A 15,199-nucleotide genomic window follows, 5' to 3' on the forward strand; every position below is an offset into this window, starting at 1 on the left:
AGTTTACCGAATTAACTTCTTGTACTTGATCCGCTTCGGCATCACGTCGCCTCCCAAACGTTTTTTCTTGTTTTCTTCGTACTCGGAAAAAGATCCCTCGAAAAAATAGACCTGGGAGTTGCCCTCAAATGCCAGGATATGGGTACAGACCCGGTCTAAAAACCAACGGTCGTGGGAGATGATCACGGCACAGCCGGCGAAATTTTCCAACCCTTCTTCCAACGCCCGTAGGGTGTTGACGTCCAAATCATTGGTGGGCTCGTCCAAGAGCAGCACGTTGCCTTCTTCCTTTAGGGTCATCGCCAAATGCAGCCGGTTGCGCTCTCCGCCGGAAAGCATACTGACCTTCTTGTTCTGCTCGCTTCCCGAAAAATTGAACCGACTGAGATAGGCGCGGGAATTGACCTGCCGGCCACCCATCATGATAAGTTCCTGTTCGTCGCTGAAGTTCTGCCAAATCGTCTTTTCCTGATCGATATTGGAATGGCTTTGGTCCACATACGCGATTTTTGCGGTCTCCCCCACTTCGAACTGTCCCCTATCGGGAGTTTCTTCATCCATGATCATTCGGAAGATGGTGGTCTTTCCTGCCCCATTGGGACCGATAATGCCCACAATTCCGGCCTGTGGCAGCTTGAAATTCAAATCCTCGTAAAGCAATTTGTCCCCGTAAGCCTTACTTACCCCTTTCGCATCTATCACATTGGTACCTAATCGGGGGCCATTGGGGATATAGATTTCCAGCTTTTCGTCCAGTTGTTTTTGGTCTTGGCTCATCAACTTGTCGTAGTTGTTCAATCGGGCCTTCTGCTTTTTTTGGCGGCCTTTGGCCCCTTGTTGTACCCATTCCAGCTCTCGCTCCAACGTCTTCTGGCGTTTTGAAGCGGACTTGCTTTCCTGTGCCAGGCGTTTGGACTTCTGGTCCAACCAGCTGCTATAGTTGCCCTTCCAGGGGATACCCTCCCCCCTATCCAATTCCAGAATCCATCCCGCGACGTTGTCCAGAAAATAGCGGTCGTGGGTCACGGCGATGACCGTCCCTTTGTACTGGGCCAAGTGATGTTCAAGCCAGTGCACCGATTCGGCATCCAAATGGTTGGTCGGCTCATCGAGCAAGAGAATCTCGGGTTCCTGCAGCAACAACCGGCAAAGGGCGACCCGGCGGCGTTCCCCTCCCGAGAGTACGCTGATTTTCTTATCGCTATCGGGAGTACGCAGGGCGTCCATGGCGATTTCGAGCTTAGTATCGAGTTCCCAGGCATTAGAGGCATCGATTTGATCTTGCAGTGTCGCCTGCTTGTCCATCAGCTTTTGCATTTTATCGGCATCCTCATAGACCTCAGGTAATCCGAACATATCGTTGATCTTATTGTATTCGTCGAGGATGGCCACGGTCTCGGCGACGCCTTCCTTGACCACCTCTAATACGGTCTTGTCTTCGTCGAGTTGTGGCTCCTGTTCCAAGTAGCCTACTTTGTATCCCTGGGAAAAGACCACGTCGCCCTGATAGTTCTTATCCTCCCCGGCAATGATGCGGAGTAAAGTGGATTTCCCCGAACCGTTCAGGCCGAGGATGCCGATTTTGGCCCCATAGAAAAAACTGAGATAGATGTTCTTAAGTACCGGGGTGTTGGCATTTTTGTAGGTCTTGGTGACCCCGGACATGGAAAAAATCACTTTTTTATCGTCGGACATTTTTTTGAGTTTTGTTGAGTTTATGAGTTTATGGGTATATGAGTTTATAAGGGGGGTTGGGATTACGGATATGCCCGTCGGCGGCCGGATTTACCATTTGTCGAATGCGGGTCGCGGATGGTTGCGGTTGCGCGTGGGCTAAGTTGTGGTCGCACGTGCGATTAGATTATGGGCTGACGCGTTCGGCTTCAGGTTTAGACCCGGCCCTTTAATGCGTTGAACACCCAGGCAATGGCGAAAAATCCGATCCCGACCGAGGCGAAGCCCCAACCCGCAACGTCGTCGTAGCGGAAAGCACCCAGAGCTATCAGGGCCAGACCGACCAATATCATGATAAAGGTGGCCCAGGCCAGTACAGTATTTTTGTTCATCGACATGCGTTCTTGGTTTGAATAAACGGATTTTCAAATATCGGAATTATAATAGGAACTCGTTGTGCGCGAAGCGAATTTTGTTTGCTCCTATGCCATTTAAAGCCGCTCCGCACTCATAATGCCTTCAGGTTAGATGGAGTCACACCGTCGGTCATATGCGGTAAAATGTCAGCGGAAAAGCTCGTAGAACACTCCGAACGGCACACCCCCGCTTTACATCACCAGATTGGAGAGCAGAAAAAACGATGACGTCCTAGGCCGGTCGTGGTCTATTCCTCAAAAGGGAAGGTAGTTCCCGTAATATGCCGTACCTCATCCAATAGATTGATGAGATCTAGGCTGTTTTGCCAGCTCCATTTTTCACTTTGCAACTTACCGCTTTTTAGGTAGCCGTGCACTTCCTCGATTTCGTGGGCATAGCCTTTCCCGTTGGTCGGCAGCTCGAAATCCTCCATCGTTCCATCGATTTCCAGGGAATAGCCCTGGGTCTCGTGCCAGCGCTCGTGCAGGAAGGCCGAACCTTTGCTCCCCGAAATTTCGGCCCTCATCTGTATTTTCGATCGGAGGCCGCTGGCCAGGGTCGCCTGCGCATGGGGATATTCGAAAATCATGGAGGTCTGGATTTCTACCCCCGTTTTATGGAACAGGGATACTGCTTCGATATTATCGGGTTTTCCCAGGATCAGATAGGCAAGAAAAATAGGATAGATTCCGATGTCCAACAAAGAGCCTCCTGCGAGATCGGGATTCAGCAGACGGCCGTCCTCTTCCCTATCCAAAGCGTAGAATCCGAAGTGGGCGTTGAGATAAACGATATCACCGAGCTTGCCCGACTCGACCAAATCTTTCACCTTGACTATGGAAGGATTGAAACGGCTCCACAAAGCTTCCATTAAAAACACCTCGTTCTTTTTTGCCGCCGCGATCATCTCTTTCACTTCGTCGGCATTGACCCCCATCGGTTTTTCGCAAAGCACCGCCTTTCCATGGTTCAGGGCCTCGATGCCCAACCGGCAATGCGAGGTATGCGGAGTGGCGATATACAGCACGTCCACCGCATCGGAGGCAAACAGCTCTTGGTACGAACCATAGCGATGTTCGGCCCCGTAGGTATCGGCAAATTCATTGGCCCGGTCTATATTGCGGGAGGCTACCGCGGTTAATTCCCCACCTTCGACCAGCGCCAAGTCCTTTGCAAAACTGTGCGCAATGTTTCCGGGACCGACGATGCCCCAACGTATTTTTTCTGCCATGATTGTTTTTCGTTTTTTCAAAAATAAGGAATTTCAAGGGGAAGGTTCAAGGCTCCATTCTGCCATCGACAGATGTAAGGTTTAAACTTCATGGGGCAAGGCTCAAGGCAGCGGTAAACACTTTGAACTTTGAATAGCTGCGAAGCAGCGATTGAACCTTAAATTTTTCCTACTTACCTTTACGGCCTAAAATTAATTTACCGACGATGGACCTGAAATTCAACAAAAACGAAGACCATAACAAACTATTGGTTTCCGAGCTTAGAAAAAGGCTGGCCAAGATAAAACCGGGCGGCGGGAAGGCCCGTATCGAAAAACAGCATAATCAAGGAAAACTGACGGCTCGCGAACGGATCGATTACTTGTTGGATAACGGAAAGGACAGCATCGAGATCGCTGCGTTCGCAGGTGATGGCATGTACGAAGATCACGGTGGGTGCCCCTCGGGCGGGGTGGTCGTCAAAATCGGGTATGTGTCCGGAAAGCAATGCGTTGTTGTTGCAAACGACGCAACGGTCAAGGCCGGCGCTTGGTTTCCCATCACCGGGAAAAAGAATCTGCGGGCGCAGGAAATTGCCATCGAAAACCGCCTACCCATCATTTATTTGGTGGATAGTGCCGGGGTGTACCTGCCAATGCAGGACGAGATTTTTCCCGATAAGGAGCATTTCGGTCGTATTTTTAGAAACAATGCCGTTATGAGCAGCATGGGCATCACCCAGATTGCCGCCGTCATGGGCAGTTGCGTGGCCGGCGGGGCATACCTGCCGATCATGAGCGACGAGGCCATCATCGTCGAAAAGACGGGCAGTATCTTTTTGGCGGGCAGCTATCTCGTAAAGGCCGCTATCGGTGAGAATGTGGACAATGAGACTTTGGGGGGTGCCACGACGCATTCCGAAATCAGCGGAGTAACCGATTACAAGGCCAAGGACGATAAAGACGCACTGGAAACCATTAAAAACCTTATCGACAAGATAGGTGGTTTTGAAAAGGCAGGCTTCGACCGTAAAGAGTCCAGCAGGCCCAATGAGAACCCCGAGGATATCTTCGGACTGATCCCCGAAAAAAGAACTGAGCAGTACGATATGCTTGAAATCATCAAGCGCTTGGTCGACGGTTCCGATTTTCAGCAATACAAAGAGGGCTATGGCCAGACCATCCTGACCGGATACGCGCGAATCGATGGCTGGGCCGTGGGCATCGTCGCCAACCAACGCAAGGTGGTCAAGACCAAGAAAGGAGAAATGCAATTTGGGGGCGTTATCTACTCGGATTCGGCGGACAAGGCTACCCGTTTTATCGCCAACTGCAACCAAAAAAAGATTCCTCTGGTATTTCTTCAGGACGTGACCGGATTTATGGTCGGCAGCAAAAGCGAGCAGGGAGGTATTATTAAAGATGGTGCCAAGATGGTCAACGCGGTCAGCAATTCCGTCGTCCCCAAGTTTACCGTGGTCATCGGCAACAGTTACGGGGCGGGCAACTATGCCATGTGTGGTAAGGCCTACGACCCGCGATTGATCGTCGCCTGGCCAAGTGCCGAACTAGCCGTCATGGGCGGAAATTCCGCGGCCAAAGTCCTTTTACAGATCGAAAAGGCATCCCTAAAAAAGAAGGGCGAAACGATAACGGAAGAAAAAGAGGCCGAACTCTTCAACAAGATCAAGGACCGTTATGACAATCAGGTATCCCCTTACTACGCCGCCGCGCGATTGTGGACGGATGCCGTCATCGACCCCTTGGATACCCGAAAATGGATTTCGATGGGAATCGAGGCCGCGGACCATGCCCCGATCGAAAAGGATTTTAATATGGGAGTGCTACAGGTGTGACCAGTGCTTGGCGTTAGTGCTTGGTTTTTCGGATGTCGGTTGTTGGATGTCGGATGTCGGTTGTCGGTTGTCGGTTGTCGGTTGTCTAAATTCCAAATTCCAAGTGGTCGCACTGGATGCCGGGCTTTAGAATTGCCAACTCTTTTTATTCTTGATTCTTGGCTCTTGACTCTTGACTCTGCTCTCTTTTCTCCCTTCTCTTTTCAATCTCACGATTCTTGATTCCAAAAATCCCGACGGTCTATTTTCTTTTCCTAATTTTGGAAAAAAAATCCAAGGTTATGCTAATAATCGGAATCGCGGGCGGCACGGGCTGCGGAAAGACAACGGTGGTCAACCAGATCATCGATGAACTCCCCGACGGGGAAGTCGGGGTGATTTCGCAGGACTCCTATTATAAAGACCTTTCGCATCTGTCCCTGGAAGAACGGCGCATGACCAACTTCGATCACCCACAATCCATCGATTTTGAACTGCTGGAAGAACACCTCCAACTGCTAAGAGCTGGAAAATCCATCCAACAGCCGGTCTATTCTTTTTTAGAATGCAACCGTACCGACAAGACCGTCCCCGTATCCCCGCACAAAGTGCTTATAGTCGAGGGCATCCTAATTTTGACCAACGCGCCGATCCGAAAAATGTTGGACATCAAAATATTCGTTCATGCCGACTCCGACGAGCGGTTCATCCGAAGGCTTAAAAGAGATGTCAACGAACGTGGCTGGAACCTGGACGAAACACTGGACAAATACCAATCCAACATCAAACCCATGCATCTGCAGTTCATCGAACCCAGCAAGGAATACGCGGATATTATCATTCCGAACAATAAATATAACACCGTCGCAGTTGATATAGTACGGACGATTATCAATGAGAAATTAGGTTGAATTCTTCGACATGGGAAAAGGTACACAATCGGTTTATCCATCGTGGTGGTGGCCTATTAATTGGACTAGCGAATGGCTTTAAGGGAGTTACGAAATAAAAAGTGGTTTAAGGTCTTTACCAATATGTATGTACTGGTTTTGACCGTATTCGTAATCTGGATGGTTTTCTTCGACACCAACTCCCTGCTCATCCACCTAGAGTTGCGGAAGGAAATCAAAAAACTGGAAAAACAGCAGGAATTTCTTGAAAGGGAAATTGCCGAGGACAAAAAAATCCTTAAAAAACTGGCCGATCCCGAAGAACTGGAAAAATTCGCCCGCGAGCACTATTATCTCAAAAAGAAAAATGAGGAAATCTATCTGATTGAATATGAGGACAGTTTGAAAACACGGCCTAACAATTGAAAGTGCAATTCCCTAAAATTCCAAAATTCAAGCACCAGATTCCAAAAATATTATTTCTTGGAATTTGAGATTTGGAATTTGGTATTTCTGCCCTACTGCTCACGCTCAGCGAGAATGCCTATCCCGTTTTAAAAATTAACCGAATTTACAGCAACTTCCCCCCGATGTTTACTACGTGTTAACAAAATGGTTTCAACGGCATCGTAAATAATCGTATTTTTACCCCCTAATTTAGATGGATAATGGGCAAGATAATTGCGATAGCAAACCAAAAGGGAGGTGTGGGCAAGACGACCACTACGGTCAATCTGGCCGCATCGCTGGGGGTATTGGAGAAAAAGGTGTTGCTGATCGATGCAGATCCCCAAGCCAACGCGACCTCGGGGCTAGGTATCGATGTGGACACGGTGGAAATGGGCACCTATCAACTGCTTGAACACAGTGTTACCGCCAAGGAAATCATTATTGCTACCGATTCCCCCAACCTCGACCTTATCCCCGCGCATATCGACCTTGTCGCGATCGAAATCGAGATGGTGGACAAAGATGGACGGGAATATAAGATGAAGGAGGCTATTTCCGATCTTCGGGACAGCTATGATTATATCCTTATCGACTGTGCGCCGTCATTGGGACTTCTAACCTTGAACGCACTGAGTGCCGCCGATTCGGTAATTATCCCCATCCAATGCGAATATTTTGCTTTGGAAGGTCTCGGAAAGCTTTTGAACACCATTAAAAGCGTACAGAAAATCCACAATCCCGATCTCGATATCGAAGGCATGCTTCTAACCATGTTCGACTCCCGGTTAAGACTCTCGAACCAAGTCGTCGAAGAAGTACGGAAACATTTTGCCGATATGGTCTTCGATACCATCATCCAAAGGAACGTTCGTCTGAGCGAAGCCCCCAGCTACGGCGAAAGCATTATCAAATACGACGCGAGCAGTAAAGGCGCGGCCAACTACCTCAACCTGGCCAACGAGGTCGTCACCAAGAACAAGGCCGCGGTTTAAATCCGCAAACAAGGTATTTCAACCCTAAAGAAGACGCGAAGGTAAGCAGACATACAAAAACGTAAGAGCAACCCGATCAGGACATTTCAAAGATCAAAGGAAACACTATGGCGAAGGCAACGAAGAAACAGGCACTCGGACGTGGATTATCGGCACTTCTAAAAGATCCCGAGAACGACATTCAATCCGCCACGGACCGCAATGCGGACAAGGTAGTCGGCAATATCGTGGAGTTGGACATCGATGCCATCGAGGTGAACCCGTTTCAGCCGCGTTCGAACTTTAACGATGAAGCGCTGCACGAACTCGCCAGTTCGATTCGCGAACTGGGGGTCATTCAACCGATCACCGTCCGGAAACTGGACTTCAATAAATTCCAGCTCGTCTCGGGGGAGCGGCGCTATAGGGCCTCACGATTGGTCGGACTCGAGACCATTCCCGCTTACATCCGTATCGCCAACGATCAGGAATCCCTGGAAATGGCCCTTGTCGAAAACATTCAAAGGCAAGACCTCGACCCCATTGAGATAGCGCTCTCTTACCAACGCCTGATCGACGATATACAACTTACCCAAGAAAAAATGAGCGAACGAGTGGGGAAAAAACGCTCGACCATTACCAATTATTTGCGTTTGTTAAAGCTCGATCCCATCGTACAAACGGGAATTCGAGACGGATTTTTAAGCATGGGGCACGGTAGAGCCTTGGTGAACATCGATAAAAAGGCCGACCAAATCGCCCTCTATGAAAAAATAGTGGGTGAGAACCTTTCCGTCCGCAATACGGAACAAGCGGTCAAAGCCTATCGCGAAGGGAAAAAAGGCTCTGGTAAATCCAATAAGCAAACATCAAAAAAGCCGGATTTCGTCGATGACACTATCGACAAGTTCACCGAGCATCTCTCCGTCAAGGTGGGTATCACGGCATCCCCTAAAGGCAGTGGAAAAATTACCATTCCCTTCCATTCCCAAGAGGAATTCAAACGCATTCAAAAACTGATACTTGGCCAATAATTTTCTTTTGACGACAGTTCTATCCAAGGCAACCCCACTGAAGACCATAGTCGATTCCATGGGTAAATTCCTCTTTACTACGTTGCTACTGGGAATTTTTACGGTATCCGGAATCGCGCAGGAGAACGACAGTATTCCTAATGCCTCCCAGGAAATCGACTCCCTACAAGCCGATTTAAAAGAGGAGGGCATTATTGTCGTGGATACCTTAAAGAAAAAAAAAGTACGGATCAATCCCCTGGCGCCGAGTAAGGCCGCGTTCTATTCCGCCGCTTTTCCAGGATTGGGTCAAATTTATAACAAGCGCTATTGGAAAGCGCCTATCGTTTGGGGCGTGCTCGGAGGGGCCATTTACGGATATGTTTATAACGATGACCTTTATCGACGTTTTCGAACGGCTTTCAAGAGAAGGCAGGCCGGTTTTACCGATGATGAGTTCTATGATCCCTTCGGTGGTGTCGGACAGATTCCCCGTTTGGACCAAGATGATCTGCAGAACCAACAGGAAGCCCGCCAGCGCGATCGCGACCTCTGGTTGGTCGGGGTTATAGCAGTGTATATCTTAAATATTGTAGATGCCAATGTCGATGCGCACCTCAAACAGTTCAATGTCGATGAAGACCTAAGTTTCGATATGCAGCCCTTTTTGGATGTAGATCCCATAATGAATCGACCAAATTATGGAATGGCGGTGGTGGTGCGGTTTTAGTTTGCAGTGGCAGTAGCCAGTAATAAATAATAAGTAATCAGTAGGTAGTTAAGTTTATGAACTCATACCCTCATAAACCTATAAAACCCATAAACTCAATAAATTTGAACATTGCACTTTTCGGATACGGAAAAATGGGTAAGATGATCGAGACGGTCTCCCAAAATAAAGGACATAACATCGTGGCCAAAATCGATGTGGACTCCGGGGACATCGATTATTCCGAGATGGATGTTGCCATCGATTTCAGTATGCCCGATGCCGCCTTTGACAACATCAGCGGATGTTTTGAAAACGGGGTGCCCGTGATATCAGGTACAACAGGATGGCTGGATAATTACGATGATGCCGTCGCTTTGTGCCAAGAAAAAAATGGGGCATTTATCTATGCCTCCAATTTTAGCCTCGGGGTCACTATTTTTTTTGAATTGAACCGGTATTTGGCACAAATGATGAGCAGGTTGGACCAATATCGGGTGTCCTTGGAAGAAATCCACCATACACAAAAACTGGATGCCCCCAGCGGAACGGCCATCAGCCTTGCCGAGGACATCATCGAAAACAGCGATTACCAAGGATGGAAGCTTGATCGGGCCGGGGATGGGGAGATTCCCGTTACCTCAAAACGTATCGGCGATACCCCCGGGACCCATACCGTGAACTACGGGAGCAAGGTAGATCATATTGAAATTAGGCACGCCGCCCACAATCGCGAAGGCTTCGCCCTGGGTGCTGTCATCGCGGCAGAATGGATTCAAGGGAAGACCGGGATTTTCACCATGAAAGACGTGCTCGATTTGAACCGATAACGGGGCAACGAAAAAAGAAGAAAGAGCGAGGAAGGACGAGCTATGAAAAGTCACAACCGACAGTCATCAACCGACCACGACCGAAAACCGAAAACCGACAACAAAAAACCAACAACCAACGACGTCCAACGTCTAAAAACTAACGACTTAAAATAAACAAATGGACACAACACAGTGGATCATTTTTATCCTCATCGTACAGGTCATCCACTATTTGGGCACCTGGAAATTGTACGTCAAGGCCGGTAGAAAGTCTTGGGAGGCGGCAGTTCCTATATACAATGCCATCGTATTGATGAAGATTATCAATCGGCCTACATGGTGGACGGTACTTCTCTTTATCCCTATCATTAACCTCTTGATGTTTCCCATTATTTGGATCGAGACCATCCGAAGTTTTGGAAGAAACAGCTTAGGGGAGACCTGGCTCGTGATTCTCACCCTAGGGTTTTACATCTATTATGTCAATTACGCGCTCGATGTAAAATATATCGAGAACCGGGGTCTGCACCCAAAGACCGCCACCGGCGAATGGGTCAGTTCCATCGCCTTTGCCGTGATAGCCGCTACCCTCGTGCATACCTATTTTATCCAGCCCTACGTAATTCCTACTCCCTCGCTGGAGCGAACGCTTCGGGTAGGCGACCTGCTCTTTGTAAGCAAATTCCACTATGGTGCCCGCGCCCCGATGACCACGGTGGCCGCCCCCATGGTACATGACACCCTTCCGGTCCTTGGTGTCAAATCATACCTCAACAAGCCCCAACTCCCCTATTTCAGGTTGCCCGGATTTACTAAGGTGGACAGAAACGATATTGTGGTGTTCAGCTGGCCGGCGGATACGGTACGTCAGTTTTTTAAGAAAGAAGCGGGAGTGGACAAGCCCATTGACAAAAAATCTAACTACGTCAAGCGCTGTGTCGGTCTTCCCGGGGACTCCCTGGCCGTTATCGATGGTTACGTCCATATCAACGGAAAGCAATTGCAGCTGCCCGATCGGGCCAAACTGCAGTTCAATTACAACATATACGCCCAAAAAGGAGTCTCCTCAAAAATATTACAAAATGTAGGTGCCAATAGTTTTGAACGTCGGTATATCGTAGGCTCGTTGAACCAACAACAGGCAAATGCCCTTAATCCTTATATCCAAGGGTTCAGGGAGCGACCGGACGGGGACTTTTATGTATTCACGAAAGCAGCGGGAATCCCTCTTAGCGTCATCCGAAAAAACGGGATTTCGATAAAGGAAGAGACCGCCAGACAACGGATGGCTCCGTTGACCGACGCGATGGTGGCCGACCTCAGAAAGAATCCCGGCATTGATTCCGTCGTACGAATCGTAGATCCCAAAGGCAGGGCGGGCGCAAACAATTTTCCCCAGAATCCGGACTACCCCTGGAGCTATGATCAGATGGGACCCATCTACATCCCCGAAAAAGGAAAAACGGTAGCCCTGGATATCCACGTGCTGCCACTTTACAAAAAAATTATCAGGGAATACGAGGGCAATACCATCAGTGTTTCTGGCAACCAGATCAAACTAAACGGGGAGGTAGCGGACTCGTACACCTTTAAACAGGACTATTATTGGATGATGGGCGACAACCGCGACCGTTCCGAAGATAGCCGCGCCTGGGGATACGTACCCGAAAACCATATTGTGGGAACGCCGATCTTTATCTGGGCGAGCTTCGACAATTTCGTCAACGCCAAGGGTCAAATGAACAAACCCTGGCAATGGAAGCCCCGTTGGGACCGTATCTTTACGACCGTACATGGCAGCGGCGAACCCGTATCGTACTTCAAGTACTTTTTGATTGCGTTAGTGGCCTATTTTGTGGGGAGCTGGCTTTGGAAACGACGGAAGGCCAAGCGTTGATCCTCGGGCTCTGAATCCGAAAAATAACGGATTTATCAACTCGGTCCAAAATCCAAGGTCCCTCCCCTTGCCGATCGTATTTTTTCGTACATTGACCTCACAAACCAGATTTCGGGACGCGTAAGCTCTGTCTCAATCCTCTAGCACCCGATGGCTGTGCAATCGCCCTGTTTAAAGGGATCGTTCCTGGAATGATTGAATCAAGCGGATTGTTTTCGGAATGATTGACCAAAATGGAGTACACTACCTATAATATCAGCGTCGAAGAAGCGGGGCGTATCACCCTAGAACTTTTCGGAATCCACGGAAAGGCCTTTCCCCTACCCGGCTACATCGATTTTAACTTTCGGATCAAAGTGGATGACGGGGAGGGCTACATCCTTAAAATATCTCCCCCCGATGCAAATCCGGAGTATTTGGATTTCCAGCAAAAGTTGTTGCAATACACCGAAAAAACCAATGCCGATTTGATTTCACCCCGGGTCGTATCGGATGCCGAGGGAAATCCCCTAGCCTACTACACCGATACTTCCGGCAACCGACGGATGGTCCGCCTGCTTAGTTGGATTCCCGGTAGGATCTGGAGCAATGTCAACCCCCAAAACGATGACCTGCGCCTTAGCCTAGGCCGACAATGCGGAAAGCTGACCCGAGCACTACAGGGCTTCGATCATCCTCACGCCCACCGGGAATTTGAATGGGATATCGCGCGATCCCTCTGGACGGTGGCACATCTCGACCTTTTCGATGAAAGGGAACGGAAAATCCTGACAGGCTTTCAAAAAGCTTTTGAAAAAGCGCAACCTGCTTATTCCCAACTTCGGAAGTCCGTCGTACACAACGATGCCAACGACTTTAACCTAGTGGTCTCCGAAGATCTGGTCCGCCCCACGGTGCGGGCGGCCATCGATTATGGCGATGCGATACGTACCCAGATTATCAACGATCTGGCCATCGCCTGTGCCTACGCTATTATGGGACATAACGCGCCTTTGGAGGCCGCACTACCAGTGGTTAAAGGCTACCATGCCACATTTCCCCTAAAGGAAAAGGAACTTGAGCATCTGTACACCACGATTGCCATGCGGTTGGTCATCTCCGTGACCCAATCTGCCATCAACAAGCAAAAGGAACCGGACAATGCCTATTTACTGGTCAGCGAAAAACCGGGCTGGGAAGTCCTAAAAAAATGGTACGCCGTCCATGCCGATTTTGCCCATTACAGCTTTCGACAGGCCTGTGGCTTCATACCTCACCCCGATGAAGCGGCATTCAAAAAATGGGCCTCACAAAATAATTTTTCTTTGTCCGATCTTTTTCCAACGGTCGGAAAATGCGCGGCACATCCGCTTGACCTTAGTGTATCCAGTCCCTGGTTGGGGCAACAAGTGGATTTCGATGACTTAGCACTGTTCCAGTTTAAGATTGACAGGGTACAACAACAACATCCCGAAAAAATAATCTCGGGGGGGTATCTGGAACCCCGAACGGTTTACACTACGACAAAATACGGCCGTATCGGCAACAACGGGCCGGAAAACCGCACCATACATTTGGGAACGGACTTTTGGCTGCCCGCCGGAACCGCCGTAAACGCCCTCTTCGACGGCGAGGTAATCGCTTCCGTGAACGATGCGGGAGACAAGGAGTACGGGGGACTCATCATCTTAAAACACAGCATTGAAAACTTTGAATTTTTTACGCTCTACGGACATCTTACGATTGCGTCAGTAGAAAAAAACAAAGTAGGACAGCAACTTCTAAAGGGAGACAGGATCGGCAATCTAGGTCCCCCTAAGGAAAACGGCAACTGGTCACCGCACCTCCACTTTCAGATTATGCTATCGATGTTGGGGTACACGGTCGACTATCCGGGCGTCGGGTATTTCGAGCAGGTCCCGGTCTGGACCAGCATTTGTCCCGATCCCAACCTGTTGTTCAAATTGCCGGCGCTAGAACCACGGCCAAAAACCTCGAACGATAAGTTGATCGACTTTCGAACAAACCATCTGGGCAAAAGCCTGAGCCTACATTTTGAGGTGCCCATCAAAATGGTGCGGGGGGCGGGCCAGTACCTCATCGATGAAAACGGGCGAAAGTACCTCGATACCGTGAACAACGTCGCCCACGTGGGGCACGAGCATCCCGAGGTAGTAAGGGCGGGGCAGCGACAGATGGCCCTACTCAATACCAATTCCCGCTACCTGCACGATAACATCAACGAGCTCACCCAAATACTTTTGGAGACCCTGCCGCCGGAACTCTCGGTGCTGCACTTTGTCAACTCCGGCAGTGAGGCGAACGAGCTGGCCATCCGCATGGTCAGGGCGGCGACCGGAGAACGGGACATTATCGCCTCGGAAGTCGGATACCACGGTAACACCAATACAACAGTCGATATCAGTTCCTATAAATTTGATGGAAAAGGAGGACAGGGGGCGCCCGAACACACCCATATTTTCCCTTTGCCGGATGTCTTTCGGGGCAAATACCGAGGTCAGGACACAGGTCATCGATATGCGGAAGAAGTCCAAAATCTAATCGATGCGGTACGCGAGAAAGGTCGCGGGGTCGGCGCGCTGATCGTCGAGCCCATCATCAGTTGCGGGGGACAGATCGAACTGCCGGAGGGATTTTTATCTCAAGCCTACACGTACGTCCGCGCAGCGGGAGGACTCTGCATTTCCGACGAGGTGCAGGTGGGATGCGGCCGGGTAGGCAAATCCTTTTGGGGCTTTCAACTCCACGGCGTAACGCCTGATATCGTGACTATCGGGAAACCTTTGGGCAACGGACACCCCTTAGCAGCAGTGGCGTGTACGCGCGAAGTAGCGGACCGGTTCGCCAACGGCATGGAGTACTTCAACACCTTTGGAGGCAATCCGGTTTCCTGTGCCATCGGAACGGAGGTACTGCGAATCGTCAAGCGCGAGAAATTGCAGGAACACGCTTTATACATCGGAGAATTACTGAAATCAGGGTTGCGAAGCTTGGCCCGGGATTTCCCGATTATCGGGGACGTTCGCGGGCAGGGACTGTTTTTGGGCTTTGAACTGGTCGATTCCGAAATGAATCCCCTTGCCGACCGGGCCGACTATTTGGCGAACCGAATGAAAGACCATGGTATCTTGATGAGTACCGATGGACCCGATCGAAATGTTTTGAAAATCAAACCCCCTCTTGTTTTTAATCAGGATAACGTGGAAAAATTGTTGTTCTACTTGGAGAAGGTTTTTCAGGAGGATTTTATGGTAAGATGTTAAGTTGCTTTTGAACGGTCATCCCTAATAACTTGAAAGATTTGAATGATTTATTACTACA

The 15,199-nt window shown here is 49.5% G+C and carries 12 protein-coding genes; 9 read left to right on the forward strand and 3 right to left on the reverse strand.

The features are described from left to right. Positions 1-3: 3 nt before the first annotated feature. The 3 genes from ettA to RQM65_RS01580 form a co-directional block, all read right to left on the reverse strand. Positions 4-1,695, reverse strand: a complete 1,692-nt coding sequence (gene ettA, locus RQM65_RS01570) for an energy-dependent translational throttle protein EttA (RefSeq protein WP_314012227.1) — start codon at positions 1,693-1,695, stop codon at positions 4-6. 194 nt (positions 1,696-1,889) lie between these two features. After that, positions 1,890-2,072 carry a CAL67264 family membrane protein gene (locus tag RQM65_RS01575; protein ID WP_314012228.1) on the reverse strand — a complete coding sequence of 61 codons (183 nt, stop codon included), beginning with the start codon at positions 2,070-2,072 and terminating at the stop codon, positions 1,890-1,892. A gap of 266 nt (positions 2,073-2,338) precedes the next feature. Further along, positions 2,339-3,322, reverse strand: coding sequence for a Gfo/Idh/MocA family protein (locus RQM65_RS01580; RefSeq protein ID WP_314012229.1), 984 nt, complete (start codon positions 3,320-3,322; stop codon positions 2,339-2,341). A 206-nt stretch (positions 3,323-3,528) separates the two neighbouring features. On the opposite strand from RQM65_RS01580, the gene RQM65_RS01585 reads away from it, so the two are divergent. From RQM65_RS01585 to RQM65_RS01625, 9 genes are all read left to right on the forward strand, one after another. Next, complete coding sequence (locus RQM65_RS01585; RefSeq protein WP_314012231.1) at positions 3,529-5,157, forward strand: acyl-CoA carboxylase subunit beta; 1,629 nt, start codon at positions 3,529-3,531, stop codon at positions 5,155-5,157. Positions 5,158-5,438: 281 nt separating this feature from the next. Next, positions 5,439-6,047 (forward strand): uridine kinase, encoded by a 609-nt coding sequence (gene udk / locus RQM65_RS01590; protein WP_314012233.1) that lies wholly within the window; start codon positions 5,439-5,441, stop codon positions 6,045-6,047. Between the two features lie 72 nt (positions 6,048-6,119). Then, the gene (locus tag RQM65_RS01595; protein WP_314012234.1) at positions 6,120-6,452 is read left to right on the forward strand and encodes an FtsB family cell division protein; all 333 of its coding nucleotides are present in this window, start codon (positions 6,120-6,122) and stop codon (positions 6,450-6,452) included. 242 nt (positions 6,453-6,694) lie between these two features. Then, a complete protein-coding gene (locus RQM65_RS01600; RefSeq protein WP_314012235.1) occupies positions 6,695-7,468 on the forward strand; it encodes a ParA family protein in 774 nt (257 codons plus the stop codon). 107 nt (positions 7,469-7,575) lie between these two features. Beyond that, entirely contained in the window at positions 7,576-8,481 is a 906-nt protein-coding gene (locus tag RQM65_RS01605) for a ParB/RepB/Spo0J family partition protein (protein ID WP_314012236.1), read from the forward strand. Positions 8,482-8,488: 7 nt separating this feature from the next. Continuing rightward, entirely contained in the window at positions 8,489-9,190 is a 702-nt protein-coding gene (locus RQM65_RS01610; protein ID WP_314012237.1) for a DUF5683 domain-containing protein, read from the forward strand. A 104-nt stretch (positions 9,191-9,294) separates the two neighbouring features. Next, complete coding sequence (dapB, locus tag RQM65_RS01615; protein ID WP_314012239.1) at positions 9,295-9,999, forward strand: 4-hydroxy-tetrahydrodipicolinate reductase; 705 nt, start codon at positions 9,295-9,297, stop codon at positions 9,997-9,999. A gap of 160 nt (positions 10,000-10,159) precedes the next feature. Next, on the forward strand, positions 10,160-11,878 hold the full coding sequence (gene lepB, locus RQM65_RS01620) for a signal peptidase I (RefSeq protein ID WP_314012241.1): 1,719 nt from the start codon (positions 10,160-10,162) through the stop codon (positions 11,876-11,878). A 233-nt stretch (positions 11,879-12,111) separates the two neighbouring features. After that, the gene (locus RQM65_RS01625; RefSeq protein WP_314012242.1) at positions 12,112-15,141 is read left to right on the forward strand and encodes an aminotransferase class III-fold pyridoxal phosphate-dependent enzyme; all 3,030 of its coding nucleotides are present in this window, start codon (positions 12,112-12,114) and stop codon (positions 15,139-15,141) included. Positions 15,142-15,199 lie beyond the last annotated feature (58 nt).

Origin of the sequence: Pricia mediterranea (assembly GCF_032248455.1) — a bacterium.
In the GTDB taxonomy this organism is placed as follows: Bacteria; Bacteroidota; Bacteroidia; order Flavobacteriales; family Flavobacteriaceae; genus Pricia; species Pricia mediterranea.

Coding starts and splice junctions, on each gene's coding strand:
- lepB (WP_314012241.1), top strand. CDS start 10,160: ATGGACACAACACAGTGGATCATTTTTATCCTCATCGTACAGGTCATC.
- ettA (WP_314012227.1), bottom strand. CDS start 1,695: ATGTCCGACGATAAAAAAGTGATTTTTTCCATGTCCGGGGTCACCAAG.
- udk (WP_314012233.1), top strand. CDS start 5,439: ATGCTAATAATCGGAATCGCGGGCGGCACGGGCTGCGGAAAGACAACG.
- RQM65_RS01575 (WP_314012228.1), bottom strand. CDS start 2,072: ATGTCGATGAACAAAAATACTGTACTGGCCTGGGCCACCTTTATCATG.
- RQM65_RS01595 (WP_314012234.1), top strand. CDS start 6,120: ATGGCTTTAAGGGAGTTACGAAATAAAAAGTGGTTTAAGGTCTTTACC.
- RQM65_RS01580 (WP_314012229.1), bottom strand. CDS start 3,322: ATGGCAGAAAAAATACGTTGGGGCATCGTCGGTCCCGGAAACATTGCG.
- RQM65_RS01600 (WP_314012235.1), top strand. CDS start 6,695: ATGGGCAAGATAATTGCGATAGCAAACCAAAAGGGAGGTGTGGGCAAG.
- RQM65_RS01585 (WP_314012231.1), top strand. CDS start 3,529: ATGGACCTGAAATTCAACAAAAACGAAGACCATAACAAACTATTGGTT.
- RQM65_RS01625 (WP_314012242.1), top strand. CDS start 12,112: ATGGAGTACACTACCTATAATATCAGCGTCGAAGAAGCGGGGCGTATC.
- RQM65_RS01605 (WP_314012236.1), top strand. CDS start 7,576: ATGGCGAAGGCAACGAAGAAACAGGCACTCGGACGTGGATTATCGGCA.